The sequence below is a fragment of the Thioalkalivibrio thiocyanodenitrificans ARhD 1 genome, assembly GCF_000378965.1.
GTDB lineage: Bacteria > Pseudomonadota > Gammaproteobacteria > Ectothiorhodospirales > Ectothiorhodospiraceae > Thioalkalivibrio_A > Thioalkalivibrio_A thiocyanodenitrificans.
This window is the reverse complement of sequence record NZ_KB900536.1, coordinates 2,889,053-2,915,150: the sequence shown is the minus strand read 5'-3', so window position 1 is coordinate 2,915,150 and position 26,098 is coordinate 2,889,053. Positions and strand designations below refer to the sequence as shown.

The following is a 26,098-nucleotide window of genomic DNA, read 5'->3' as shown; positions in this document are numbered from 1 at the left end:
TTACCTCTTAACCGTGACAGGTATATCCATGTCTTCTATGCATTTCACAAACTCATCTTGAAGCTGTAAGTTAATGGTTTGATCGGAATCAAGGTGCAACGAATCTTTGTACGAAAAACCATGTTTATTTCTCTCTATCGATTTTATGTTTTTTAATGGTACTTCAAAAGTTATGCGCGTTTGCTTTCGAAAAGCTGATACTAAAGGACCAATCAAAGGGCTGGCTAGAGTAGAAAGGGCCATCTGTTTTTTGCAAAACACTAATCGCTTGTTGGTTAGATAACAATAACCAGAATCAGTTGAAAGAACACTCTTTAGATGTGAGGCCAATCCTTCCGCAAGAAGTTTTTCTCCGTCTGATAAATCAAAGTGCTTACTCATTCTCATCCTCCATACAGTGTTTAGGCGTAATCAGAAATCTTTAGGACGCCGCAGCTCTATGTATCAGTTGGTAAGACAATGGTGACGTTTCAGGCCAACGCTAAGCTCAGCCGAGGAAGGCCGCAACGCGGCCTGACGTCGGATGAAGCGCCTTGTTGGGCGGCATTCTCAACATCACAGCTCATTTTCCATTTATGGAACATTGGATTTTCTGTGCATTCTCGATCCAGTCCAGCGTAGCGTTGCGAAGAATATGGCTCATCTCAAGCTCATTCTTCAATGTCACAGCATACACAGCCACATCGCGCCAAGTTTCTCCTTCAAGTCTTGGAAGTGGCCCAGGCCGTTCAAGCAGCGGGTGATCCGAATCAATGCAGAATGCTGACCATGAGTATTGCTGCGCCTCTGCTTCAATTTTCCTTAGGCGTGCCTTAGTGAGTGATTCTTGTTCAAGCACTTCCTTAGCCCAAAGTTCAAGCTCTGAACTTGTGGGTCCTAGATCTTTGAGCACATCCACCGCCATACGGACAAGTTCAATTTGCCGCCCAGTTTCTGAGAGTTGCGCTTGATAAGACCATCCGAAATACGCGATAACCACAGGCACCAGCACGGCCGCAGCAATCTTTGCAATTGCTTCTGCGATGTCCAGCGTATCTCTATCTTCTCGCAGTTTCATGACGCCCCGACGTCCCCCCATGTTGAGTAGCGCTGGCATTTAGAGTCCGGTTGCCACGGTAGCCGATGCCACGGCCAGTTTTCTTGCATAAGCAGCGGGCGTGAGCCCGCCCAGTCCTTTCTTCGGGCGCTCCTCGTTGTACTCGCGCCGCCAGCCCTCGATGATCTGCTGCGCATGAGCCAGGCTTACAAACCAGTGTTCGTTCAAACATTCATCCCGCAAGCGCCCATTGAACGATTCGATGTACGCGTTCTGGTTCGGCTTTCCAGGCTCAATCAGCCGCAACGCCACCCCTTGGGTATGCGCCCACGTCAGCATGGCTCGGCCGCAAAACTCCTTCCCATTGTCCGTACGCATCACCTGCGGCAGATCGCGCGTCAGAGCCACCCGATCGAGAATCCGCGTCAGCAACTGGCCCCCGATAGCCCGCTCCGCAACCACTGCCACCGACTCATGGGTGGCGTCATCCACAATCGTCAGACACTTGATCACCCGACCATCGGCACTGCGGTCGAACACGAAGTCCATGGACCAGACCTGGTTCGCAGCCCTGGGACGCACCAGCGGCTGGCGCTCTCCCGCCGCCACCTTCTTGCGCTTGCGCCGGCGAAGCTGGAGCCGTGCCTCGCCATAGAGACGCTCGACACGCTTGTGGTTGACCACCAAACCCTCCTGGCGCAGCTTCAGATAGATCATCCCCGCCCCGTAACGCCGGTGGCGATGCGCAAGCGACACGATCCTCTGGCGCAGCTCCACATTGCGGTCCGGGGCCGCTCGGTAGCGCATACTGCTCGCGCTCATGGCCACGCAGCGAAGCGCATGGCGCTCCGTGAGGCCCCGAGCACACATCCAGCGCACCACCTCCCGCCGCGACGGTGCGCCTACCACTTTTTTCGCAGCACCTCACGGGTCACCTCCTGCTCCAGGAGTGCCTCCGCCAACAGCTTCTTGAGCCGCGCATTCTCCTGCTCCAGCGCCTTCAGCCGCCTGGCCTCAGAGACATCCAGCCCCCCGAACTTGCTGCGCCAGAGGTAGAAACTCGCCTCCGAGAACCCGTGCCGCCGGCACAGCTCCTTGACCGCCAGACCCGCCTCCGCCTCACGCAGAAACCCAATGATCTGCTCCTCCGAAAACCGCTTCTTCATGCCCAACCTCCTTCCGATCAGGGGATTGGACTCCAAATCTGCGTGCTACTCAAATACGGGAGGACGTCGGCCCAACTTATAAGCATTTATCCGCCGTGCGCAGCATGGTGGATAAATGTCTGTTGGACTAAGCCGCCCGTCAGGCTGGCACGGAACGATCTATAGGGAAATGTATTGCGCGCAGTGGCCGCGGCGGAGTGCGCTGGGCACCGGCGCGGGCGAAAATGATGTCCGGCGGGGTCTCATCAGCCATACTTTCGCTCCCTGTGGCGTGTGAGTTATGGCCATTCTGGCGCCATTTTGGTGCAAGATCCAGCGTCAGGGCGCACGCTACCGCAGCCCCTCGCGGGGCTGTCGATGGTGACTGCCTTTAACCGTGTGATTCAGGGTTTGCTCATGATGGTCCCTCCGGTGGCCTCCAGGGCCGGTGCCGCGGGGCGAGTTGCGCGATCACGTGCAGGCGGCCCTGTCGGCACTTGGCGCAGGGATAGCCGGCTTCGCCGTGATCGGGTGTTCCGCTCTGCACCGTTGCCTGTGGAGGCGGCATGGCCAATGCCCGACGGATGCGCTCAAGCTTTTCGCGCCGGCCACGGTTGGCAAGAAAGCCGAAGTGGCGGATACGCATCAGACCCTTGGGCAGCACGTGCATCAGGAAACGGCGCACGAACTCCGCGCCTTCCAGGCACAGGGTCTTGTGTCGATCGCCGTCGCGGGAGTCCTTGTAGCGCAGGGTGACCTGCCGGTCATCGACGGCCAGGATGCGCGCGTTGGTGATGGCGATGCGATGCGTATAGCGCGCCAGGTAGTCGACGACAGTGGCGGTGTGCTGGAGGCAGTGCTTGGTGTAGACCACCCACTCGTGCGCCATCAAGCGCTCAAGCAGGGCGTCGATCTCGCCCTCGCGCGTGACGCGCCCAAGCTCGCCCCGGCTGGCCGCCTGGCGCAGCCCGGCCACCATCCGTCCCCGAAAGCGGCGCGACAGCGCCCGCACCGGAAACAGGTAGTTGCCACGGCTCGCCTGCCACTGCCCATCGTCGCGCAGCGCCCCGCCGGGCACCAGGCAATGCAGGTGCACATGGCGGCTCATGTTCTGGCCCCAGGTGTGCAGCACCGCACTCATGCCAAGCTCCCCGCCCAGGCGCCTGGGGTCTTCGCCAAAGGCCTTGAGCGTGGCCCAGACCGCCTCAAAGAGCAGCCGATAGATCACCCGCGGATGCAGCGCCACCCAGCCGTTGAGCTCGTGCGGCAGGGTGAAGACCAGGTGGTAATAGGGCACCGCCAGGATCTGGCCCCGCTGGCGCTCGGCCCACTGCCGGGTGGCCCGTCCCTGACACTGCGGGCAGTGCCGATCGCGGCAGCCGTGGTAGACGATTTGCTCGTCGCGGCACTGAGCACACTGTAGCCGCATCCCGCCCATGGCCTCGGTCCGGCAGGCTTGCAGATGGGCGCAGACCTTGCGGCGCTGACCATCGAGCCCGGATGCATCCAGAAAGCGCGCAAGCGCCTGCTGCACGGTTGCAGGCTCAGCCATGGCGCACCTCCAGATCCGCGATCAGATCAAGCGCATCGGCACGCGCGCGCTGGCCCTCCGGCACCCAGTGCACGTAGCGCATCGTCGATTGCAGGTTGCCGTGGCCGAGCAGGCGCTGGAGCTGGTGCACCGCCAGGCCGTTCTCCAACTGATGGGTGGCGTAGGCGTGGCGCAGGCTGTGGATACCGCCCACCTTCTCCACCCCGCCATGCGCCTTGGCACGGCTGAACACCCGCTGTGCACTGGAGATGCTCAGATGCTCGCGCGCATCGCGGGCGGTGGGAAACAGCCAGTGCGCCGGGCGACACAGCGACCAGTAGCGGCGTAGCCTCGCCAGCAGCACGGGCGAAAGACTCACCAGGCGGTCCTTCGCGCCCTTGCCCTGCTCGATACGCACCCACCCGCGCTCACCATCGATATCGCGCACCCGCAGGCACACCAGCTCGCTGACCCGCAGCCCGCAACCGTAGCAGGTCTCGAGCAGCATCCGGTGCTTGGGGTTGGTGCACGCACCCAGGATGCGCCCCACCTCCTCGCGGGTGAGCAACTCCGGGATGCGCTGGGCACGCTTGGGTACGACAAACGCCACGTCAAACGACGCCCGCTCCAACACCCGCAAGTACAAAAAGCGCACCGCATTGAGATGAAGCCGGCAACTGGCGCTCGACAGTCCCCGCTCCTGTGCCAGGTAATTGAAGTAGGCCTGCAACTGTCCGACATCGAGATCCGCCGGCGAGCGCCCGTGGTAACGGGCCAATGCGCTCACCGCGGCCAGGTAACTCTGATGCGTGCGTACCGAAAAGCCACGCTGGCGCATGGCCCGGATCATCTGTTGGCGTAAGGGTGTCATCGTCGTCTCTCCTCTCATCTACGACCCACACGGGTCACAGATAGGAGTGTCGACGAGAAATAACCAACCGAAGACTATCGAAGGAGAGCCACCGCGAAGCGGTTTAGTTCAACAGTAGATTGAACAGATTCTGCGATATTGGTGATATGCGGATTCTGTATAGTACCTGCGTCTCCTTGCCTCGAGAGCACCCGTTGCGGCAGCATAAACCTGCGCATCACTTTGCAAGCACAAGGAGGTTGCCTCATGTCGACAGGAAGTCGCGCCGACAGGGAACGCAGGTTCTGGGATCGCTACCGGAACATTCTTCTTTCTCAAGGTGTTAAGCCCGCATCGGTACGCTGGTACGTGCTGAGGGCAGAACAGTTTATCCGTGCCTTCCCGGGGCGGCGTCTGGCGGAACTCGAGCCGGATGACATCTCCGGCTATCTGGCCCGAAAGGGGCAAATATCCACCCTGCAGGCCTGGCAGTTCCGGCAGACTATCGATGCTATACAGAATCTGTATAGCATCGTGAACGCGGAATGGGCCGCGCCGCCGGACTGGGACTTCTGGCGGGACTCGGCCCGAACACTTGAGGCACAGCATGCCACCACAGCGCGAGAGGTCGCGCCGGTGACGCCCGAGGACTATGCGGGGCGGATTGGCGATACCCGCTTCGCGCCGCTCATACACAAGCACCTGGAGGTTTTCGTGCGCCTGGCCTCGGGCATACGCACCCGGGGCATGTCGATCCGCACTGAGAAGACGTATCTCGGATGGGTATGCCGGTTTCTCCAGCATTTCGACGGCCGTGCACCGGATGATCTCGGCGCAAGGGAAGTCGCGAACTTCCTTGAACACCTGGTGGTAAATCGCAATGTGGCCGCCAGTACGCAGAACCAGGCACTCAACGCACTGGTTTTTCTTTATGACAAGGTGCTCGAGCAGCCGCTGGGCGACCTGGGGGCATTCAGGCGATCCCGGCGCCCGAAGCGCCTGCCGGTGGTGCTGTCGCGCAACGAGGTGAATCGACTGCTTGCGGAACTCGGCGGTATGCAGTGGCTGATCGCCTCGCTGCTCTACGGCACGGGGATGCGTCTGATGGAGGCGCTGCGCCTCAGGGTCCAGGATCTTGAATTCGACCGGGGGCTGATCGTGGTTCGGCGCGGCAAGGGGGACAAGGATCGCATCGTGCCGTTGCCCGAGTCCCTCGCCGATCCGCTCGCCCGGCATCTGAAGGAGGTCCGGGCATTGCATCAACGGGATCTGGACGCCGGTTTCGGCGAAGCCCTGCTGCCGGATGCCCTGGCGCGCAAGTATCCCGGCGCGCCCAGGGAGTGGCGTTGGCAGTTTGTGTTCCCGAGCGGGCGGCTGTCCCGGGATCCGCGCAGCGAATCGACGCGCCGCCATCATCTCCACGAGACGGCGGTGCAGAAGGCGGTGGTGGCGGCAGCGCGGCGGGCGGGCATCGCGAAGAAGGCCAGTTGCCATACACTGCGCCACAGCTTCGCCACGCATCTGCTGGAGAGCGGCTACGACATTCGCACGGTGCAGGAACTTCTGGGGCACAGCGACGTGCGCACGACACAGATCTACACCCACGTGCTCAACCGGGGCGGGCTGGCCGTGCGCAGCCCGCTGGATACGGGCTGAATGCGGTGGGACTGTCGGGGGCATGAATAGGGACACTCCCTGTGTGCCTTTAAGAACTTTAGCCCCGCGGGCCGGGGAATGGCAAACATCACGGGGACTCGGCTCCGGGACGCGCTTATGGCGAACCGGTCGCTATGGAACCCGGCAGACTGTTCGTCGGGCTGAAGCCCGACCTGCACGGGCTGGCTGTGATCTCTCAATTGGTTGTTCGTTCGGGGTGGACTGGTACACATACCCGGTAGGAGCCCGGTCCTCCGGGCGAAGGGGTTGGTTTAGGGAGGATCGCCCAGGGGACTGGGCTCCTACAGGCGAGAAAGGGGATTTACATAGCCAGATGTGCCGCAGCGGGCTTTTTTCCCACTTCCCGATTCAGCCTTCCAACTTCATCAAGAGCTTTTCAGCCAGCGCCCTTCCCGCCGTCTCCACGTCCATCTCCACCCCCAAGCGCTTCAGCGAAGTGGCCTCGAGGCCCTCGAAACCACAGGGGTTGATACGGCCGAAGGCCGAGAGGTCCGGGTCCACGTTGAGCGCAATGCCGTGGTAACTGGCGCCGCGGCGCACCCGAAGCCCCAGTGCCGCCACCTTGGCGCCGTCCACGTACACGCCGGGGGCATCGGGACGCGGCTCGGCGCGAATGCCGTGATCGGCCAGCATCGACACCACCGCCTGCTCCAGATGCGTGACCAGCGCACGCACCCCCAGGCGCCTGCGGCGCAGATCCAGCAGCACGTAGAGCACCGCCTGACCCGGTCCGTGGTAGGTCACCTGCCCGCCCCGGTCCACGGGAACCACAGGGATGTCCCCTGGATCCAGCACGTGCTCGCGGCGGGCGTTCAGGCCCAGGGTGAATACAGGAGGGTGCTCCACCAGCCAGAGCTCGTCGGGCGTGCGGGCATCGCGTTCGTCGGTGAACGCCTGCATGCGCCGCCACACCGGCTCGTAGTCGGCAAGGCCGAGGTTCTTGAGGATGACTTCAGACACGGATGATCAGATTCGAGGGTCAAAGATCAATGTTCAATGTTCAAAGTTCCAAAGGACTGCGCCGGCATCGATCGAGTTTCGCACAGTCCCCGACCGTTCCCTTGAACCTTGAACCTTGAACCTTGAACCTTGAACCTTGAACTTTGAACTTTGAACTTTGAACTTTGAACTTTGAACGTTGAACGTTGAACTTTGAACCCTCCCCTCAAAGCACCATAGTCACCAGCTCGCAGGCGGTCAGTTCCCGGTACAGCGCGTCCAACTGCGCCTGGCTGCGCGCCTGGATCACCACCGTGATGGCGAGGTAGCGCCCGCCGCTGGAGGGACGCCGGCTGTAGGCGTCGTCGGGCGTGCCCGGCACGTGACGCTCGACGATCTCTATGACCCGTTCGGAGAACTCCGGCACCGACGGCCCCATGATCTTCAACGGGAACCGGCAGGGGAACTGCATGATGCCTTCGTCACTCAAACCCGGCCTTCCCGCAGTTGCTGCTTGTAGTCCTGGTAGAGCTTCATCATTCGGGCCCACACGGGACCCGGACGCCCGTCACCCACCGGCCGGTCGTCGAGCCGCGTCACGGGCAGGATCTCCTTGGTGGAACTGGTCAGCCAGATTTCCTCGGCGGCGCGCAGGTCGGCCTCGGTCACAGGCGTTTCCATGAGCGGCACGTTGTGGGCCTCGGCCAACTCGACCACCAGGTCCCGGGTGATGCCCGGCAACAGGGACTGGTCCTTGGGCGGCGTGACGATCACGCCGTCGCCCACCACGAACAGGTTGCTGGCCGCCCCTTCGATGGCCCGGCCGGCACGCACCAGAATCGCCTCCGTGGCGCCCGCCTCCACCGCCTGCTGGCGCGCCAGGATGTTGGCCAGCAGGGTGATGGCCTTGATGTCGCAACGGGCCCAGCGGGTATCCGGCATGGTCACCGCGGCCACGCCGGTCTCCAGCAAGGCGGGGTCGCCGGGCTGCAGCGGATTGACCATGGCGAACACCGTGGGGCTGGCATCCTCCGGAAAGGCATGATCACGACGGGCCGCGCCCCGGGTCACCTGGAGGTAGACCGATCGGTCCCCGCCGGGATTGCGCGCCAGCAGTTCCGTGAGCATGCGTGTCCAGCCGGCCCGGTCCAGGGGCGGCATGATCCGCACGGCAGCCAGGCTGCGATCCAGGCGGTCCAGGTGCTGCTCCAGGCGGAACAGGCGCCCGCCGTAGGCGGGGACGACCTCGTAGACGCCGTCGCCGAAGAGAAAACCGCGATCCAGCACCGAGACCCTGGCCTCGGATTCAGGGAGATAATGGCCGTTCAGGTAAACAATCATGTCGTCAGGACGGGCACCGGTGACAAGGGGAATGACGGCTGATGCGCCTCATCGGCCTGCGGCCTCCCGCACATGGCGCTCGCCAGGCCGTGAATGCGCGAAGGACGGGCCGGATCAGGGACCCATCTTCGCAGCGTCGCGACGCTGCGAATCGGCCTAGAACATCTGCAGGACCGTGTCCCAAAGGCGGCGGATGATCCCGCCCGGCTCCACGGTTGCCATGGCCACAAGCGGCTGGCGCAACAGCACCTCGCCATCCAGAATCAGTTGCAGTTCACCGTAGACCTCGCCCTCGCGAACCGGCGCCTCCATGCCCGCATCCAGCTCGATCTGTGCCTGCAGGGCATTGTAACGCCCCCGGGGAACCGAGACATACAGGTCGTCCGGCACGCCCATGGGTACACGCTCGGTCTCGCCCTTCCAGACCCGGGCTTCGGTCAGCACCTCGCCGGCCTGGTAGAGCCTGTGGGTCTCGAACTGGCGAAATCCCCAGCTATAGAGCGCCTGTGACTCGTTGGCGCGCCGGATACCGCCCTGCTGGTGGTTGGCCGCGTCAATCCCCATCACGACGGCGATCAGGCGCATGCCGTCCTGCTCCCGGGAAGACACCAGGTTGTACCCGGCCGCCTGGGTCCAGCCGGTCTTCAGGCCGTCCACGTGGCTGTCGCGCCACAACAGCAGGTTGCGGTTGGATTGCGTAATGTCGTTGAAGGTGAAGCTGCGCTCCGAGTAATAACGGTAGTACTCGGGGAAATCCCGGATCAGCGCCTGGGCCAGCCGGGCCATATCCCGCGCCGAGGTGTACTGGGCCTCTTCGGAGGGCAGGCCGTGGGAGTTGCTGAACTGCGTGTTGTTCATGCCCAGCGCCCGCGCCTGGGCATTCATCAGGTCCACGAACGCGCCCTCCGTGCCCGCCACATGCTCGGCCAGGGCCACGCAGGCATCGTTGCCGGACTGGATGATCATCCCGCGCAGCAGATCCTCCACGGTTACGCGGGTGTTCACCTCGATATACATGCGCGAGGCACCGCTCATGCCGGTTCGCCAGGCACGCTCGCTGACACGCACCTCCTCCTCCAGGTCCATGTTGCCGCTGTTCAATTCCTGGAACACCAAGTAGGCGGTCATGATCTTGGTCAGGCTCGCGGGCTCGACGCGATCGTCGGCGTCATGCTCGGCCAGCACCATGCCGCTCAGGTGATCCATGACCACGTAGTTGCGCGCGGTCATATCGGAGGGCGGGGGTACCTGGAGGCTCGCCTGGGCAAACGGTATCAGCAGCGCAAGGCAGGACAGGGTCAGCAGGAGTCTATGGATCATGGCGTCGGTTCGGTGCACTCGGATTCGGGGGATTCAGGATAATCTTCCGCGGGTCACGGGCACACTACACCATTACCCGGTCGCGGCGAAACGAAACGGTTCTCAGAGCCTGCGGGAACAGCGCGCCGGCCTTCAATCGACCACGATATGGTAATCGGAGAGGCCGATACGTTCGAGACCGTAAACCGTGCGGTCGGCCACCTCCACGCTGTCCAGGGGGCCGATGCGCACCCGGTACACGGGCCTGTCGGCGCGTTGCGCCTCCTTGATGGCCACCTGGCCAAGATCGTGCCCGTTGAGGCGGGCCAGCAACTGCTCGGCATTGTGCCGGCTGGCGAAGGCACCCACCTGCACATAGACCGCCGCCGACCCGGCCCCGGCTCCCGATGCCACCGGCAGGGGTGACGGCGCATCGCCCGATGCCATCCGTTGCGGCTCTCCGGGGTTGAGCGCACGCACCTCCACCAGCGCTGTCCCCTGCTCCACCATGCCCAGCCGGTGGGCCGCCGCGTAGGAGAGATCGATGATGCGGTTCCTGGCGAAGGGTCCGCGGTCATTGACCTTGACCACCACGGAACGGCGGTTCTCGAGGTTGGTGACCTGCACGTAGGTGGGCAGCGGGAGGCGCGTGTGCGCCGCGGTCATGGCATACATGTCATAGGGCTCGCCGCTGGAGGTGCGGCGCCCGTGGAACTTGGTGCCGTACCAGGAGGCCACCCCCCGCTCCACGTAATCGTCGGCCGAGTCCATGACGTGATAGGTCTGCCCGAAGACCTCGTAGGACGGGGGATTGCCGTAGCGGCTGCGCGGTTCGGCCCGGGGCACCGCATCGGGCACATTGGAAAGATCCGGCGGGCTGCTCGGCGCGGCATCCTGCTCTCGGTCCGGCGCGGGGCCGCGGGGGCCGCCGCAGGCAGCGAGCGTCAGGACCAGGATCAGCAGGAGCAGATGGCGCATTAGATGAGCCCGATTCAAGGTTCAAAGTTCAAGGTTCAAAGTTCAAAGTTCAAGGGAGGGTGGGGCGGCCGTACCGGCCACTCGGACGGCCACGGGCAGGCACTGCCCCGTTGAACTTTGAACCTTGAACTTTGAATCTTGAATCATCATTTATTGCCTCCTCGCCCGGTTGATTTCCTCCGCCAGGAGGTGCACTGCCTTGGCGTACAGCGGGCTTCGATTGTACCGGGTAATCACGTAGAAGTTCGGATAACCCAGCCACAGTTCATGGCCGTTCTCGGTTTCCAGTTCGATCAGCGAGAAGCGTCCGTCCCGGGGTACCGATTCCACGGGCGTCACACCGTGTCGGGCCAGTTCCTCCAGCTCATGGCGGGCCTGGTAACCGCCGCCCAAAAGCCTGCGGTAATCATCTCCGTCGGCGTCCGCCCGCGCCACCACCGGCTCGCCCCGGGCCCAGCCGTGGCGGCGGAAATAGTTGGCCACACTGCCGATGGCGTCCGCCCAGGAGCCGATCAGGTCCCGCCGGCCATCGCCGCTGAAGTCCACCGCGTATTCCCGGTAGCTGGAGGAAATGAACTGTCCGCGCCCCATGGCCCCCGCGTAGGAACCGCGGGTCTCGAGAAGGTCCAGGCCTTCCTCGCGGGCCAGGCGCAGGAAATGCCCCAGTTCCGAGCGGAAGAATCCCGATCGGGGCGGATAGTCGAAGCCCAGGGTGACCAGGGAGTCCAGCACCCGGAAACCGCCCTGGTTGCGGCCGTAGAAGGTCTCCACCCCGATGATGGCGACAATGATCGCCGCCTCGACGCCGAACTCCTGCTCGGCCCGTGCCAGCAGGGATTCATGCTCGGCCCAGAAGCGCTTGCCCGCCTCGATACGCTGGTCCGTGAGGAAGATGGGATGGTAGCGATACCAGGGACGCGCCTCGGCGGGCGCGGAGATCAGGTCCAGGACCCGCTGCTGGGGTTGCACGTCCCGAAACAGCGCTTCGAGCTGTGCCCGGCCGAAACCCTCCGCGACCATCCCGTCGATGAATTGCTGGACCGATTCCCGTTCCAGGTAAGGCGGGTCGCCGGCAACAAAGGCGGGGCGGTCGGAGGTGGCGTGGGCGATGCCGGCACTCATGGTTGCCAGCAGAAACGAAGCAAGGACCGTTCGCATGAACCGGGCGATGCTGCGGCAGGGATGACTCATCGGGCCAGCAACCTCCGACGGGAATGGATGGACATGAGGATACCGAAGGCCGCCATCAGGGTCACCATGGACGTGCCCCCGTAACTGACCAGGGGCAGGGGTACACCCACCACCGGCAGCAGGCCTGTCACCATCCCCGTGTTGACGAACAGGTACACGAAGAACGTCAGGGCAATGGAACCGGCCAGCAGGCGGTCATACGCCTCCTGGGCCTTCACCGCGATATAAAGCCCGCGCAGGATCACCACCAGGTACAGCGAGAGCAGGAGCAGCACGCCGAGCAGGCCGAACTCTTCCGCGTACACCGCGAAGATGAAGTCCGTGGAACGTTCCGGCAGGAACTCCAACTGGGACTGGGTGCCGTTGAGCCAGCCCTTGCCGTACAGTCCGCCCGAGCCGATGGCGATCTTCGACTGGATGATGTGATATCCGGCACCCAGAGGATCGCTTTCCGGATTGAACAGCGTAAAGACGCGCTGGCGCTGATACTCGCGCATGAAATGCCACAGGACGGGCGCACCCACCATGGCCAGGGCGCCAAGCCCCATCAGGATGCGCCAGCGAAGCCCCGCCAGGAAGACCACCAGCAGCCCGGCGCTGCCCACCAGCAGGGCCGTGCCCAGGTCCGGCTGCCGCGCGATGAGAAATACCGGCACCGCGGCCAGCACACAGGCCACGACCACCTCGACGAAGCGGGGCGGCAGCGGGCGGTCGGCCAGATACCAGGCCACCATCATGGGCACCGCCAGCTTCATGATCTCCGAGGGCTGGAACCGGAGCACGCCCAGGTCCAGCCACCGCTGCGCCCCCTTGCCCATCTCGCCGGTCACCAGGACCATGGCGAGCAGGGCAATGCCTGCCACATAGATCCACGGGCTCCAGCGCTGGAGGTTGCGCGCGGGGATCTGCGCCATGATCAGCAGCACCAGAAGCGCCAGCCCCAGCCGCGCGCCCTGGCGATAGACCGTGTCCAGGCTCTCGCCGCTGGCGCTGTAGAGCACCACGAAGCCCAGCGACGCCAGCAGCAGCAATCCGCCCAGCAGGGTCATGTCCAGCCGCAGGGCCCTGACCAGGGTGCGCATCAGAACTCCTCTTCCAGCAGGAAATAGTCCATCACCTTGCGGGCGATGGGCGCGGCCACCCGCCCCCCGCTGCCGCCATGCTCCGCGATGACCGCCACGGCGAGGCGTGGTGCGTCCGCGGGCGCGAAGCCGATGAACAGGGCGTGATCCCGAAGGTGCTTGTCCAGCCCCTCCTCGTCATATTCCTCATCCTCGGCCAGACCGAATACCTGGGAAGTGCCTGTCTTGCCGGCCATGGTGTACTCGAGGTCCTGCCCCATGGACCAGTAGGCGGTGCCATTGGTCTTGTGCACCGAGTGCACCATGGGCTGCACCACCTGATCCCAGTGGGCCGTGTTGCGCAACCGCACCGGCGCATCCGGGATCGGGTCGTGCAGCCGAAGGTCGCCACTGGCTGGATCGATGATGCCCCGCAGCACATGGGGCCGCATGCGCTGGCCGCGCATGGCCAGGGTGCTGGCGACCGAGGCGAGCTGGAGGGGTGTGGTCAGCATGTATCCCTGGCCGATGGCGGTGATCAGGGTTTCGCCCGGGAACCAGGGCATGTTCTGGGTGGCCCGCTTCCATTCCCGACTGGGCACCAGGCCCGGACGTTCGCCGGTGGTATCGACGCCGGTGCGCTGGCCGAGACCGAACTCCCGGAGAAACGGCGACATGCGATCGATTCCCAGCCGATAGCCCAGATCGTAGAAATAGACATCGGAGGACTGCGCGATCGCCTTGTCCAGGTCGACCAGCCCATGCCCCTGCCGGCGCCAGTCCCGGTAACGCCGGTCATCATTGGGCAGGGTGTAATAACCCCGTGCATACATGGTGCGCCCGGCGGTGATCACGTCGTTCTCCAGCCCGGCGAGTCCGACCACGGGTTTGAGGGTCGACCCCGGCGGATACTGCCCCGACAATGCGCGGTTGAAAAGCGGCTGATAGCGGTCGTTACGCAGGGCGTTGAACAGCACGGCCGGGATGCCGTGCACGAACAGGTTCGGATCGAAACCGGGCTTGCTCACCATGGCCAGCACCTCGCCCGAGGCAGGATCCATGGCGACGATGGCGCCGTTGCGCCCATCCAGCGCGTCGCGCGCCGCGGCCTGCAGGCCCGAATCCAGGGTCAGCACCAGGTCCTCGCCCGGCACCGGGGACTCGCGCTCCAGGACCCGCAGCACACGCCCCTGCGCATTGACCTCCACCTGCTGATAACCCACCTGGCCGTGCAGCACATCCTCGTAGAAGCGTTCCACGCCGGTCTTGCCGATGTGCGTGGTGCCGCTGTAGTTGCGCCTGTCGAGCCGCGCCTGCTCACGTTCATCGATACGCCCGACGTAACCCACCACGTGGGCAAACTCCTCGCCCAGGGGATAGTGACGGGCGAGGCGGGCCTCGATGTCCACGCCGGGGAACCTGTGGCGATTGATGGCGAACTGGGCCACATCCTGGTCGGTGAGATTGAGCTTCAGCGGGACCGCCTGAAAAGGCCGCTTGCCGCGCAGGGCACGCCGGAAGCGGGCGATCTCCGCTTCCTCGAGAGGGATCAGTTCCGCCAGAGCCGCCAGGGTGTGCTCCAGGTCCGCGACCTGCTCCAGGGTAATCTCCAGTTGGTAGGACGGGCGGTTCTCCGCCAGCACAACGCCGTTCCGGTCATAGATCAGGCCCCGGGGCGGGGGCACGGCCTCAAGCCGGACACGGTTGTTCTGGGAGAGCGTGGTGAAATGGGAGTAACTCACCACTTGCAGGTACGTCAGGCGGGCGACCAGCAGGCCGAACAGCAACAGCACCATCACCAGGATGATAATGACCCGTACGAGAAACAGGCGTTGTTCCTGCGGGTGGTTCTTGATCGCCTGTCGAGCGGACATGAATGGTTACGCGCTTGGAGACATGTGATCGGGCCACCTCATCCGGTGCCCGGGAGTGCCGATCCCATCACGATCCTCGGGGATCTTCAATGGGTCCATACCGGCGGCCCCGGGACGCCGCCCGGGGCATGCAGCCACGGGCCCTCAGACCTTGCTCTTCTGATAACGTTTCTGTCCTGCCAGAAGCTCGGCCTTCGCCTCGTCACTGCTCGCCCACTCCTCCACCTTCACCCACTTGTCGGGTTCAAGCTGCTTGTACTGCTCGAAGAAGTGGGTGATTTGGGCGAGCATGTCCACGGGCAGGTCCGAAGGCCCCTGCACGTGGCTGAACCGTGTATGGAGCCGGTCCACGGGGACCGCAAGGACCTTGACGTCCGGGCCGGCCTCGTCGGTCATCTTGAGCATGCCGACCGGGCGGCAACGGATCACCGAACCGGCGATCACCGGCACGGGGGTCACCACCAGCACATCCACCGGATCGCCGTCCTCAGCCAGGGTGTTCGGCACGAACCCGTAGTTGCAGGGGTAGAACATGGCCGTGTTCATGAAGCGATCCACGACCAGGGCGCCGCTTTCCTTGTCCAGTTCGTACTTCACGGGGTAATCGTGGGACGGGATCTCGATGACCACGTTGATATCGTTGGGCAGATCTTCACCTGCCGTGATCTTGTCCAGATTCATAATATGTGTCGATCCCCAGAAGGTTCGGTTTGCCGGGCATCCACCGGCTTGAAAACAGCCTTTTGTGCCGGAGGGAGAACGACCCATGCCTGCGATGGGCCGGTCCACAAGCCACGGCATTCCCCCGGAACAGCCGCGCAACCGGTCTCGCGCCCCTGCCCGGCTGCCAGGTGTACGGCTCGAGTCCGACAGGCCTCGAGGCCGCATTATAGCCCCTTGGCACCGGTCACACAGCAGGGCGCGGCGCCCTTGCGCCCCGATGGGCAAGCAGGTATAAGACTCGCCCAAACACATGAAAAATGCCTGATTTCAGGCCCAGACATGCCAAACCGGGGGGAAACGACATGCGTATCGTGCTTCTGGGTGCGCCGGGGTCCGGCAAGGGAACGCAGGCCAAGCTCATGGTCGAGCGTTACAGGATCCCCCAGATTTCCACCGGAGACCTCCTGCGCGCCGCCGTGACCACCGGCACCGCGCTGGGCCAGCAGGCCAAGGCCGCCATGGACGCCGGCCAGTTGGTGCCCGACGAGATCGTACTGGGCATGATCCGTGAACGCCTCTCCCTGCCCGACGCCGATGCAGGATTCATCCTGGACGGGTTCCCGCGCAATCTCTCCCAGGCCGAGTCACTGGACCGGATGCTCGCGGACATGGGCCATCCCCTGGACGGCGTGCTGCTTATCGACGTGGATTTCGACATTCTCATGCAGCGCCTGAGCGGCCGCCTGACCTGCGAATCCTGCGGCGCGGTGTTCAACAGCTACACCAGGCCGCCCCGCCATTTCGGCGTGTGCGACATGTGCGGCGGCAACCTCCACCACCGAGCCGACGATAACGAGGAAACCATCAGCAACCGGCTGCGGATCTACGAGAGCCAGACCAGGCCGCTGGTGGGCTACTACGAGTCGCGCGGGGTGCTGGAGGTGGTCGAGGGCGAGGGCGAGATCCCCGATATCTTCGAATCCGTCGTCCGGTCCGCCACGCGGCTGATGGAGGCAGCCAAGGTGCGCGCCACAGAAGCCCCGCCGGCCGCGCCGCGGCGCACGGCGGGCGCGGTCAAACGAGCGGTCGAGGCCCACAAGGCGAGGGCCAAGGCCGTGGCCGCCGGTCAGCGGGACACATCGAAACAGGTGTCCCCGGCCAAATCGGCCAAGGCAGCGGCGGACGCCAAGGCGGGCACCGCAAAGGCGGCGGCCAAAAAAAAGGTGGCCGGCAAGCCGTCCGCCAAGAAGAAAGCAGTGCAAAAGGCGGTGCCGAAGAAGAAGACCGTGAAAAAGGCCGCGGCCGGGAAACCCGCAGCCAGAAAGGCAGCGCCAAAGAAAAAGGCCGTGAAAAAGACCACCCGGAAGGCCGCACCCCGAAAGGCCGCACCAAAGAAGGCGGCGCCGAAAAAGAAGACCGTGAAAAAGACCGCAGCCGGGAAAACCGCAGCCAGAAAGGCAGCGCCAAAGAAAAAGGCCGTGAAAAAGACCACCCGGAAGGCCGCACCCCGAAAGGCCGCACCAAAGAAGGCGGCGCCGAAAAAGAAGACCGTGAAAAAAGCCGCGGCCGGAAAGGCAGCGCCAAAGAAAAAGGCGGTGAAAAAGACTGCCAGGAAGGCCGCACCCCGGAAGGCCGCACCAAAGAAGGCGGCGCCGAAAAAGAAGACCGTGAAAAAGGCCGCGGCCAAGGGGTCCACCGCAAGGAAGAAGAACGCGGGCAAGAGGACAGCCGGGAGACGGGCGCGTCGCTGATTCGCGGAACCCCTCCGCCGAATCACGGCGACCGGGGTTCCCCCGCACGGCCCCTTCCGCGGGGCCGTTGTTTTTCGCCGGCTGCTAAGCTACCCGGATGCCGGGTGATGCCCATAACGGTTTTCGGGATATGCGCGCTTGAACGCGGTGAAACGCACATTGTCCGGCCTTGTTCTGATGGCGCTCGCCGGTCCGGCACCTGCCACGGAGTTTGATCCCTGGGCACTGTGCGCCCCGGAGCCGGACATCGTGCACACCCCGGCCAGCCCCATCGGTGACACCCGTGTACGCCTGTTCGCCGACGAGGCGCTGGTGGACCGGGCCGGCATGTCCGTGTTCCGGGGCAACGCGGTGCTCTCCCGTGACGGCAGGTCCCTCGCCGCCGATGAATTGCGTTTCGACGAATCGCGCGGCTACGCCGAGGCCGAGGGCAATGTCGTCTTCGACGATGGCGATCTGCGCATGGAAAGCCGTCAGGGCCACCTGTACCTGGAGTCCCAGACAGGCGCCTTCGACAGCGCCCTCTACCGCTACCGCCCCATGCATGCCCGGGGAGAGGCCGGCGACGTGGAGCGTCTGGGCCCCGAGCAGGTGCGTCTCACCGGGGCCACCTACACCACCTGCGACCCGGGCAACGAGGACTGGATCCTGAGGGCCCGGCAGGTGGATCTGGATCAGGCCGCCGGAGACGGCACCGCCCGGGGCGTGTCCCTGCGTTTCAAGGGCGTGCCGCTGTTCTATACCCCGTACATCACTTTCCCCATCGACGACCGGCGAAAATCCGGATTCCTGTATCCCGGTTTCGGCAACTCCGATGCCTCGGGCCTGGATCTGAGCATCCCCTACTACTGGAACATTGCCCCCCACCGGGACGCCACCCTCACCCCGAGGCTGCTGGGCGACCGCGGGCTCCTGCTGGGCGGTGAATTCCGCTACCTCAATCCGCGCAGCCGGGGGGAACTCGATGTGGCATACCTCGATGACCGGGCGTTCGGCGATGAACGCGGCGCGCTGAGCTTCAGGCACCGCGGCGAGCCCCTGGAGCGGACCACCGTGGATGTCCTGCTGAACACCGTCTCCGACAGGGACTATCTCGCGGACCTGGGCGGCACACTGGATGCATCCAGCACCACGCACTTGGAGAGCCGCGCCGACGTGCGCTACGCGGGCAGCGGCTGGAACCTGCTCACCCGCTTCCAGGGCTACCAGACCGTGGACCCGGCCATCCCGTCGGAAGCCAGGCCCTACCAGCGCCTGCCCCAGGTCCTGTTTCAGTCCGGTCTGCCCGGTGTGCCGGGGGGGCTGGAAGGCGACCTGCGGGCGGAGTGGGTGGCCTTCGAGCGCGACGACAGCCTCACGGGGCAGCGCCTCGACCTGACACCCGCCCTGCGCATGCCCATGCGCCGCACATTCGGATTCCTGACGCCGGAGGTCAAGTACCGCTATACAAGCTACCGGCTCTCCGGCACCGAACCGGGCGAGCCGCGCAGCCCGGATCGCGCCCTGCCCATCTTCAGCCTGGACAGCGGGCTGTTTTTCGACCGTCCCCTGCAGGGCGGACGGATGCAGACCCTGGAGCCGCGCCTCTACTACCTGTATGTGCCGCACCGCGACCAGGATGCGCTGCCGCTGTTCGATACCGGGCGCATGGATTTCAGTTTCGATCAACTGTTCCGTGACACCCGCTTCTCCGGTGCCGACCGGGTGGGCGACGCCAACCAGCTGACCCTGGCGCTCACCAGCCGGCTGATCGACGCCGGCAGCGGAGAGGAGCGCCTGCGCGCCAGCGCGGGCCAGATCCTCCATTTCGACGACCGCAGGGTGACCCTGGAGCCAGGCGGCGAGCCGGTCACCCGGGGCAGCTCCAGCCTGGTCGCCGAGGCGGCCCTGCGCATGGCCCGGGCGTGGTATTCCCGGGCCGCCGTGCAGTGGGATCCCCACCGGGAACAAACCGAAATGGCCACTGCCCAACTCCAGTACCGGGGCGCGGGAAGGCGCATCGCCAACCTGGGCTACCGCCTGCGGGAAGACCCGTCACGGCCGGACCGGGACCTGGAGCAGGTGGACGTGTCCGCCGCCTGGCCCTTGTCGGCACAATGGGACGTGGTGGGCCGCTACAACTACAGCCTGCGTGACAACCGGGATGTGGAGATCCTGATGGGCTTTGAGTACGAGAGCTGTTGCTGGCGCGCACGGGTGGTGGGGCGACGTTATCTGACGGCGAGCGGGGATCGCGAGTACAATAACGCCATCCATTTCCAGTTGATCCTCAAGGGCCTTGCGGGGCTGGGCACCGGTCTCGAGGACCTGTTGGGCGAAAGTATCCGAGGTTTTGAGAGTTATGACTGATATCCGCGCAATCCTGACTGCCCTGCTGCTGGCCGCTCTCATGTGGCCCGCGGCGGGCAGCGCGCAGACCACCGATGACGTCACCCTGGATCGCATCGTCGCCGTGGTGGAGGACGACGTGATCATGGAGAGCGAACTGAACTACCGGCTGGACCAGATCAGGCAGCAGATCCGGAGCCGGGGCAATCAGCCGCCGCCGGACAGTGTACTCGTTCCACAGGTGATGGAGCGTCTGGTCATCGAGCGGCTGCAGTTGCAGCGCGCCGCAGGCATGGGCATCCGCATCGACGACATTGCGCTGAACGAGGCCATGGAGAACATCGCGCGGGAGAACCGCATGAGCCTGCCCCGGTTTCGTGAGCTGCTGGTTGCGGAAGGCATCGACTTCCAGCGATTCCGGGAACAGATTCGCGATGAAATGGCGATCAGCCAGCTGCGCCGCCGCCAGGTGGACAATCGCATCCAGGTGAGCGAACAGGAGATCGACGACCTGATCGCCAGCGAGAGCGGCGCCATCGACCAGGACGTGGAGTACCGCATCAGCCACATCCTCATCCCCCTGGCCGAGGGCGCCACACCCGCCGACATTCAGGAAGCCAGGGAGCGGGCCGAGTCGGTACGCAGACTGGCCCTGGAGGAAGAGCGGAGCTTTTCCGAACTGGCGGTGAGCGAATCCGGCGGCCAGCAGGCGCTGGAAGGCGGCGATCTCGGCTGGCGGTCCGCGGCCCAGGTGCCCACCGTGTTCGCCCGCAATGTGGTGCTCATGCGGGAAGGGGACGTGAGCGAGGTCATCCGCTCCCCGTCCGGCTTTCACATCGTCAAGCTCGAGGGCCGCCGGGGCGGTGAACGGGCCCGGATCACCCAGACGCATGCGCGGCACATCCTCATCTCCCCCACCGCGGTGCTGAGTGACGAGCGCGCCCGGGAGCGCCTGGAATCACTTCGCCGACGCATCGCCATGGGCGATGCCTTCGAGGACCTGGCCCGGGCGCACTCCGACGACCGCGGCAGCGCCATGCGCGGCGGCGATCTGGGCTGGTCGGACCCCGGGGACCTGGTACCCGCGTTCGAGGAAGTGATCAACAACCTGCCGCCGGGCGAGATCAGCGAACCCTTCCGCACCCAGTTCGGCTGGCACATCGCCGAGGTGCTGGACCGCCGCGAACATGACAGCTCCCGCCAGCTCATGCGGGCACAGGCCCGGGAGATCATTCGCGACCGCAAGCGCGAGGACGAGACCGAACTCTGGCTCCGCCGCCTGCGCGACGAGTCCTACGTCGAGCTGCGCCTGGACACCCGCATCAGCGGCCTGTGACGGACGGGGTCCGGGGGGCTGCCGTGAGCAAACCCGCTTTTAGCCACAGAGGTCACAGAGGTCACAGAGAAAGCGGAAATTCGCTGCACTGCAGGTGTGGCTTCATGCCGGATATCCTGGTGATCAGGAGCCCGGGTGGTGTCGTGACAAGGCTTGGCCAGTGTACTTGGTAGCTTATCTTTATCTTTTTGCTCTGTGACCTCTGTGACCTCTGTGGCCAAATCCCCCCCCACCCCCCGCATCGCCGTCACGCCCGGTGAACCCGCCGGCATCGGTCCGGACCTGGTGGTCATGGCCGCACAGGCGCCGTGCGACGCGCATCGGGTGGTGATCTCGGATCCCGATCTGCTCAGGGAACGGGCAGAGATGCTCGGCCTGCCCCTGTCGCTGCGCGAGTTCGATCCAGGCGCGCCTCCCCGCCCTGACCGGCCGGGCATGCTGACGGTATCGCCCTGCCCCCTGCACGCACCGGTGCAACCAGGGAGGCTGAACCCCGCCAACGCGCCCCATGTGCTTGCCACCCTTGAGCAGGCGGTGGACGGCTGTCTGGACGGGCGCTTCCAGGCCCTGGTCACGGGCCCTGTGCACAAGGGCGTGATCAACGACGCGGGCATCCCCTTCACCGGCCACACGGAGTTCCTTGCCGCGCGCTGCGGCGCCGCCACGCCCGTGATGCTGCTGGCCGCAGGCGGCCTGCGGGTGGCGCTGGCCACCACCCACCTGCCGCTGCGCTCCGTGAGCGACGCCATCACCGGGCCCGGCCTCGAGCACGTCCTGGAGGTGCTGGACCGGGACCTGCGCGGGCGTTTCGGCATCGCGGAGCCGCGCATCCTGGTGTGCGGGCTCAACCCCCACTCGGGCGAAGGCGGACACCTGGGACGCGAGGAGATCGAGGTGATCGCGCCGGCCCTGGAGCGTCTGCGAAGCCGGGGGCTGCACCTGGTGGGGCCGCTGCCCGCCGATACGCTGTTCACACCCCGGCACCTGGAACGCGCGGACGCGGTGCTGGCCATGTACCATGATCAGGGCCTGCCCGTACTCAAGCACGCGGGTTTCGGGCGCGCGGTGAACATCACCCTGGGGCTGCCGCTGATCCGTACCTCCGTGGATCACGGCACCGCCCTGGAACTGGCCGGCACCGGGCGTGCCGAGACCGGCAGCTTCGCGGAGGCCGAGGCGCTTGCCTTCCGCCTGGCCCTTCAGCAGGGCGCTGACCGGTCAACCCGGGATCAGCCGTCAAACCCAGGAGAACAATGATGAAATCCATGCATTTGCGCCTGAGTGCCATCATCACGGGCGCCCTTGTGCTCGGTGCCTGCACCTTCGTGCCGGTGACCGGCGAGGGCGAGCAGGTCCGCGTCGCCACCGCCGTCGAGGTGCAGCGCTGCGAGCATCTGGGCGCGACCATTGTGACCATTCGCGAGCGGATCGGCTTCGTGCGCCGCCCGCCCGAGAAACTGGCCGAAGAGGCGGAAGCCACCGCACGCAATTCGGCGGCCGCTGACTGGAACGCCAACGCCATCGTGCCGCGCGCCCCGCTCGAGGGCGGCCGGCAGGTCTTCGACGTCTACCGCTGCTGACGCCTGCGGACGCGGCCGGTTTCGTGAGCACCCATCATCCCCGCAAGCGATTCGGGCAGCATTTCCTGCACGACACGGCCGTCATCGACCGGATGGTGGCGGCCATCGCGCCCCGGAAGGGGGAGACCCTGGTGGAGATCGGGCCGGGCCTCGGCGCGCTGACCCTGCCGCTGCTCAGGCGCATGGGCAGGCTGCACGTGGTGGAACTGGATCGCGACGTCATTCCCCGCCTGGAAGCCCTGTGTCGGGACAGCGGAGAGCTCATCGTCCATAGCGCCGATGCCCTGCGCTTCGACTTCACCTCCCTGGTGCCGGCGCAGGGAAAGCTGCGGGTGGTGGGCAACCTGCCCTACAACATCTCCACCCCGCTGATCTTTCACCTGCTGAAGGCTGCGCATGCTGTACAGGACATGCATTTCCTGTTGCAGAAGGAAGTGGTGGACCGGCTGGTGGCATCCCCCGGCAACCGGGACTACGGTCGGCTGAGCGTCATGGTCCAGTATCACTGCCGTGCCGAGGCCCTGTTTCGTGTGGGTCCCGGCGCGTTTCATCCGCCGCCGAAGGTGGACTCGGCGTATGTGCGGCTCACGCCCTGGGAGACGCTTCCCCACGAGGCCCGCGACCCGGGGCTGTTCTCGGCGCTGGTCAACCAGGCCTTCACCCAGCGCCGCAAGACGCTGCGCAACGCGGTGCGCGGTTTTGCGGATGCGCAAGTCCTGGAGGCCGCCGGCATCGACCCCGGCGCGCGTCCCGAGACCCTGGACGTGGCCCGGTTCGTGGCCCTGGCCAACAGGATTGCCGAATTCCGGTCCACCCATGGAGAACCGGCGTAGGAATGCCGGGCCATTCTGCTTAAAGACAGCGGATGTCTGGCATTGACCGGATTGACGGGATGCCGAAGGCCACCTGTGCGTCATGCAAGGCCTGCCGATCCGATCCACGGGCCTGCGCTTGCCTGTGTGCCGACTCCCGCCATCCGTGCCTGAGACGACGGGGCGGCGCTCACGTCCCCGGAGGACGGGCGCTATACTGAGGGCCTGTGCATGCATCCCCGGGCAAGGCACCGCGCGGGACCCTGTTCAGGGGCGCAGACATCAGCACACTCACCTCATCGCCCCGCGAGATCACGTATGCCCCCGACCCGACCCTCCGGCAACCGTCTCCATGCCTTGCGCGACCTGGGTCAGAGCGTCTGGTACGACTGCGTCCGCAGGGATCTGCTGGATTCCGGCGAACTGGATCGCATGATCCGTGATGACGGGCTGGCCGGCCTGACATCCAACCCCGTGATCTTCGATCAGGCTGTGACCGGGACAGACCTCTACGAGGAGGCCATCCGCGCATATCTGCTCGAAGAGCCGGACACGGACCCGGAGACACTTTTCAACCGGGTTGCCATGGACGACCTTCGGCGCGCAGCCGACGCCTTCATGCCCCTGTACCGGGAGACCGGCGGCGGCGACGGATTCGTGAGTCTCGAGGTTTCACCCGAACTGGCCCACGACACGGACGCCACGGTGCGCGAGGCCCAGGCCCTGTTCGCCCGCATGGACCGACCCAATGCCATGATCAAGGTACCCGGCACCCGGGCGGGCGTGGCCGCCCTGGAGACACTGATCGCCGAAGGCGTGAACGTGAACATGACACTGCTGTTCTCGGTGCCGCGCTACAAACAGGTCCTCGAGGGCTGGATGCGGGGCATGGAGATACGCCTGGAGCGCGGCGACCCCCTCGATCGGGTTGCCTCGGTGGCCAGCTTCTTCGTCAGTCGCGTGGACACGGCAGTGGACCGGCTGCTCGATGAACGGATCAGGGAAGGCCGCCCGGTGGAACACCTGCACGGCACCCTGGCCATCGCCAATGCGAAGCTCGCCTACGCCCATTTCCGGGACCAGCGCGGCGGTGCGCGCTACAGCCGGCTGGAGGCCGCCGGCGCCCATCCCCAGCGCCTGCTCTGGGCCAGCACCGGCACCAGGAATTCCGACTACAGCGACGTGCACTACGTCGAGTCCCTGATCGGCGAACACACGGTCAGCACCCTGCCTCCGGATACCTACCGGGCATTCCTCGATCACGGTGTCGCGACATCCACCCTGGCCGAGGGCCTGGACGAGGCCCGCGGCCGCATCGCGAGTCTCGCCGACCTGGGGATCGATCTGGAAAGTGTCACCGATCGACTGGAGGCCGATGGCATTCGCGGTTTCAGGGATGCCTTCGATCATCTGCTGGGGGCACTGGCAGAGGTCCGCGACCGCCTGAGGGCGTCCACATGAACCCGGCCGCAGTATCCCTCGGGCGTGCCCGCTCCCGGCAGCGTGCCGGAGCCCCGGACGGGCCACGGGCTGCGGCTCCGTATGATCGTCCCGACGCCCCCTGGCACCTGGACCGGGTGGCGCCACGGCAGCTTTGCCCATGAACCTGCTCGCGGCAGACGTGGGGGGTACCAAGAGCCTGCTCATGCTGGCCCGTGACCGGCATGGCCGGCTCGAATTCAACCACCTCACCCGATTCGAGAGTCAGGACTATCCTGACTTTGAATCCATGGCCCGGCAGTTCCTGGCACAGTGCCACACCGCCCCGGAACACCTGCAGGGGGCCTGCCTGGCCGTGGCGGGCCCCGTGGAAGGTGAGGCCGGTGGGCGGCGGCGCGCGCGCCTGACCAACCTGCCCTGGGAACTGGATTCTGAACACCTGGGCCGGGCGTTGGGGATCCCGGCCGTCGCCCTGATCAACGACTTCGAGGGGATCGCCCACAGCCTGCCCGTCCTGGCGGACTCCGCCCTGGCCACCCTGCAGCACGGGGAAGCCGACCCCGCCGGGCCGCGCCTGCTGGTAGGCGCGGGTACAGGCCTGGGCGTGTGTACCATCTGCCCCGGCCAGGAGCTGCTGCCGGGCGAGGGGGGACACAGCGGTTTCGCACCGACGGACGCCCAACAGATGCGGCTGTGGCAGTTCGTGGTCCGGGAGGCGGGGCGATGCACCCGGGAACACCTGCTCTCCGGCCGCGGGCTCGCGCGCATCGCCGCCTATCTGCAGACCGAGGACCATGCCCCCGGCCCCGCGCTGGCCGAGGCCATGGTCCGGGAGGACCCGGCGGCGGCACTGTGCCGTTTCGCCCTGCAGGACTCGGACCCCCTTGCCCGGGATACCCTGCGCCTGTTCGTGCGCATCTACGGGGCGCAGACCGGTGACCTGGCCCTCGCCGTGCTCCCCACGGGCGGGGTCTATCTGGCGGGCGGTATCGCACCGCGCATCCTGCCTCTGCTGCAGAACGGGGACTTCATGGCCGCCTTCGTCAACAAGGCGCCCATGGGACACCTGCTGACCCGGTTCCCCGTCAAGGTCATCACCGATCCCAACGCCGGGTTGCTCGGGGCCGCACGACACGTGCACCGGCTGGTGAAGAACGGATAGGACATTTCCATATTCACTGCTCAGGATTCCGGAGCGGGGCGCCGACCCCATCCGCCCGAATCCCAGGTTCAGAATCTTGAACGTATTTTGTGGCCATTTTCCTC

The 26,098-nt window shown here is 65.1% G+C and carries 22 protein-coding genes and 1 pseudogene; 9 read left to right on the top strand and 14 right to left on the bottom strand.

The annotated features are described in order from the left end of the window. From THITHI_RS20310 to THITHI_RS0113710, 5 genes are all read right to left on the bottom strand, one after another. Window positions 1-381 carry a GRAM domain-containing protein gene (locus THITHI_RS20310; protein ID WP_198005612.1) on the bottom strand — a complete coding sequence of 127 codons (381 nt, stop codon included), beginning with the start codon at window positions 379-381 and terminating at the stop codon, window positions 1-3. Window positions 382-562: 181 nt separating this feature from the next. After that, window positions 563-1,057: a hypothetical protein gene (locus THITHI_RS20630; RefSeq protein WP_156820552.1), complete on the bottom strand. Its 495-nt coding sequence runs from the start codon at window positions 1,055-1,057 to the stop codon at window positions 563-565. 39 nt (window positions 1,058-1,096) lie between these two features. After that, window positions 1,097-2,202 (bottom strand): IS3 family transposase gene (locus THITHI_RS0113725; RefSeq protein ID WP_156820551.1). Its coding sequence is split into 2 segments (ribosomal slippage): window positions 1,097-1,944 and window positions 1,944-2,202, totalling 1,107 coding nucleotides; the frame shifts between segments, so codons are not numbered across the junction. Between the two features lie 394 nt (window positions 2,203-2,596). Further along, window positions 2,597-3,733, bottom strand: coding sequence for an IS91 family transposase (locus THITHI_RS0113715; RefSeq protein WP_018233684.1), 1,137 nt, complete (start codon window positions 3,731-3,733; stop codon window positions 2,597-2,599). Next, on the bottom strand, window positions 3,726-4,583 hold the full coding sequence (locus THITHI_RS0113710) for a tyrosine-type recombinase/integrase (RefSeq protein ID WP_026186350.1): 858 nt from the start codon (window positions 4,581-4,583) through the stop codon (window positions 3,726-3,728). Before THITHI_RS0113710 ends, THITHI_RS0113715 begins: the two co-directional genes overlap by 8 nt. A gap of 348 nt (window positions 4,584-4,931) precedes the next feature. Between THITHI_RS0113710 and THITHI_RS0113705 the strand changes: the two genes are divergently transcribed. Next, entirely contained in the window at window positions 4,932-6,218 is a 1,287-nt protein-coding gene (locus THITHI_RS0113705; RefSeq protein ID WP_018233682.1) for an integron integrase, read from the top strand. Window positions 6,219-6,587: 369 nt separating this feature from the next. On the opposite strand, the gene lipB is transcribed toward THITHI_RS0113705, so the two are convergent. From lipB to ppa, 9 genes are all read right to left on the bottom strand, one after another. Continuing rightward, complete coding sequence (gene lipB, locus THITHI_RS0113700; RefSeq protein WP_018233681.1) at window positions 6,588-7,199, bottom strand: lipoyl(octanoyl) transferase LipB; 612 nt, start codon at window positions 7,197-7,199, stop codon at window positions 6,588-6,590. Window positions 7,200-7,404: 205 nt separating this feature from the next. Further along, a complete protein-coding gene (locus tag THITHI_RS0113695; RefSeq protein ID WP_018233680.1) occupies window positions 7,405-7,668 on the bottom strand; it encodes a YbeD family protein in 264 nt (87 codons plus the stop codon). Beyond that, complete coding sequence (locus THITHI_RS0113690) at window positions 7,665-8,519, bottom strand: D-amino acid aminotransferase (RefSeq protein WP_018233679.1); 855 nt, start codon at window positions 8,517-8,519, stop codon at window positions 7,665-7,667. The genes THITHI_RS0113695 and THITHI_RS0113690 overlap by 4 nt, the downstream gene beginning before the upstream one ends. A gap of 156 nt (window positions 8,520-8,675) precedes the next feature. Continuing rightward, window positions 8,676-9,839, bottom strand: a complete 1,164-nt coding sequence (locus THITHI_RS0113685; RefSeq protein ID WP_018233678.1) for a D-alanyl-D-alanine carboxypeptidase family protein — start codon at window positions 9,837-9,839, stop codon at window positions 8,676-8,678. A 132-nt stretch (window positions 9,840-9,971) separates the two neighbouring features. After that, on the bottom strand, window positions 9,972-10,796 hold the full coding sequence (locus THITHI_RS0113680) for a septal ring lytic transglycosylase RlpA family protein (RefSeq protein WP_018233677.1): 825 nt from the start codon (window positions 10,794-10,796) through the stop codon (window positions 9,972-9,974). A gap of 150 nt (window positions 10,797-10,946) precedes the next feature. Beyond that, window positions 10,947-11,918 (bottom strand): lytic murein transglycosylase B, encoded by a 972-nt coding sequence (gene mltB, locus THITHI_RS0113675; protein ID WP_232199464.1) that lies wholly within the window; start codon window positions 11,916-11,918, stop codon window positions 10,947-10,949. Window positions 11,919-11,983: 65 nt separating this feature from the next. Beyond that, the gene (rodA, locus tag THITHI_RS0113670; protein ID WP_018233675.1) at window positions 11,984-13,069 is read right to left on the bottom strand and encodes a rod shape-determining protein RodA; all 1,086 of its coding nucleotides are present in this window, start codon (window positions 13,067-13,069) and stop codon (window positions 11,984-11,986) included. Next, a complete protein-coding gene (gene mrdA / locus THITHI_RS0113665) occupies window positions 13,069-14,922 on the bottom strand; it encodes a penicillin-binding protein 2 (protein WP_018233674.1) in 1,854 nt (617 codons plus the stop codon). Before mrdA ends, rodA begins: the two co-directional genes overlap by 1 nt. Window positions 14,923-15,066: 144 nt before the next feature. Next, window positions 15,067-15,603, bottom strand: a complete 537-nt coding sequence (gene ppa / locus THITHI_RS0113660; RefSeq protein ID WP_018233673.1) for an inorganic diphosphatase — start codon at window positions 15,601-15,603, stop codon at window positions 15,067-15,069. 344 nt (window positions 15,604-15,947) lie between these two features. Here ppa and THITHI_RS21045 point away from each other — a divergent pair. The 8 genes and pseudogenes from THITHI_RS21045 to glk all read left to right on the top strand — a co-directional run. Further along, window positions 15,948-16,571 (top strand): annotated as a pseudogene (locus tag THITHI_RS21045) (adenylate kinase); the annotation flags it as partial. Window positions 16,572-17,483: 912 nt separating this feature from the next. After that, window positions 17,484-19,685, top strand: a complete 2,202-nt coding sequence (locus THITHI_RS0113650; protein WP_026186348.1) for an LPS-assembly protein LptD — start codon at window positions 17,484-17,486, stop codon at window positions 19,683-19,685. Further along, complete coding sequence (locus THITHI_RS0113645) at window positions 19,678-21,000, top strand: peptidylprolyl isomerase (RefSeq protein ID WP_018233670.1); 1,323 nt, start codon at window positions 19,678-19,680, stop codon at window positions 20,998-21,000. The genes THITHI_RS0113650 and THITHI_RS0113645 overlap by 8 nt, the downstream gene beginning before the upstream one ends. Before the next feature lie 213 nt (window positions 21,001-21,213). Next, the gene (gene pdxA / locus THITHI_RS0113640; protein ID WP_018233669.1) at window positions 21,214-22,257 is read left to right on the top strand and encodes a 4-hydroxythreonine-4-phosphate dehydrogenase PdxA; all 1,044 of its coding nucleotides are present in this window, start codon (window positions 21,214-21,216) and stop codon (window positions 22,255-22,257) included. Continuing rightward, a complete protein-coding gene (locus THITHI_RS0113635; protein WP_018233668.1) occupies window positions 22,257-22,580 on the top strand; it encodes a DUF4156 domain-containing protein in 324 nt (107 codons plus the stop codon). The genes pdxA and THITHI_RS0113635 overlap by 1 nt, the downstream gene beginning before the upstream one ends. A gap of 23 nt (window positions 22,581-22,603) precedes the next feature. Continuing rightward, a complete protein-coding gene (rsmA, locus tag THITHI_RS0113630; RefSeq protein WP_018233667.1) occupies window positions 22,604-23,413 on the top strand; it encodes a 16S rRNA (adenine(1518)-N(6)/adenine(1519)-N(6))-dimethyltransferase RsmA in 810 nt (269 codons plus the stop codon). A gap of 297 nt (window positions 23,414-23,710) precedes the next feature. Then, a complete protein-coding gene (gene tal, locus THITHI_RS0113625) occupies window positions 23,711-24,853 on the top strand; it encodes a transaldolase (protein ID WP_033336954.1) in 1,143 nt (380 codons plus the stop codon). A gap of 139 nt (window positions 24,854-24,992) precedes the next feature. Then, window positions 24,993-25,994 carry a glucokinase gene (glk, locus tag THITHI_RS0113620; protein WP_018233665.1) on the top strand — a complete coding sequence of 334 codons (1,002 nt, stop codon included), beginning with the start codon at window positions 24,993-24,995 and terminating at the stop codon, window positions 25,992-25,994. Window positions 25,995-26,098: the final 104 nt, after the last annotated feature.

Coding starts and splice junctions, on each gene's coding strand:
- THITHI_RS0113710 (WP_026186350.1), bottom strand. CDS start 4,583: ATGACACCCTTACGCCAACAGATGATCCGGGCCATGCGCCAGCGTGGC.
- tal (WP_033336954.1), top strand. CDS start 23,711: ATGCCCCCGACCCGACCCTCCGGCAACCGTCTCCATGCCTTGCGCGAC.
- THITHI_RS0113715 (WP_018233684.1), bottom strand. CDS start 3,733: ATGGCTGAGCCTGCAACCGTGCAGCAGGCGCTTGCGCGCTTTCTGGAT.
- THITHI_RS20630 (WP_156820552.1), bottom strand. CDS start 1,057: ATGAAACTGCGAGAAGATAGAGATACGCTGGACATCGCAGAAGCAATT.
- ppa (WP_018233673.1), bottom strand. CDS start 15,603: ATGAATCTGGACAAGATCACGGCAGGTGAAGATCTGCCCAACGATATC.
- rodA (WP_018233675.1), bottom strand. CDS start 13,069: ATGCGCACCCTGGTCAGGGCCCTGCGGCTGGACATGACCCTGCTGGGC.
- THITHI_RS0113645 (WP_018233670.1), top strand. CDS start 19,678: ATGACTGATATCCGCGCAATCCTGACTGCCCTGCTGCTGGCCGCTCTC.
- THITHI_RS20310 (WP_198005612.1), bottom strand. CDS start 381: ATGAGTAAGCACTTTGATTTATCAGACGGAGAAAAACTTCTTGCGGAA.
- mltB (WP_232199464.1), bottom strand. CDS start 11,918: ATGAGTGCCGGCATCGCCCACGCCACCTCCGACCGCCCCGCCTTTGTT.
- THITHI_RS0113635 (WP_018233668.1), top strand. CDS start 22,257: ATGAAATCCATGCATTTGCGCCTGAGTGCCATCATCACGGGCGCCCTT.
- THITHI_RS0113690 (WP_018233679.1), bottom strand. CDS start 8,519: ATGATTGTTTACCTGAACGGCCATTATCTCCCTGAATCCGAGGCCAGG.
- THITHI_RS0113680 (WP_018233677.1), bottom strand. CDS start 10,796: ATGCGCCATCTGCTCCTGCTGATCCTGGTCCTGACGCTCGCTGCCTGC.
- glk (WP_018233665.1), top strand. CDS start 24,993: ATGAACCTGCTCGCGGCAGACGTGGGGGGTACCAAGAGCCTGCTCATG.
- THITHI_RS0113685 (WP_018233678.1), bottom strand. CDS start 9,839: ATGATCCATAGACTCCTGCTGACCCTGTCCTGCCTTGCGCTGCTGATA.
- mrdA (WP_018233674.1), bottom strand. CDS start 14,922: ATGTCCGCTCGACAGGCGATCAAGAACCACCCGCAGGAACAACGCCTG.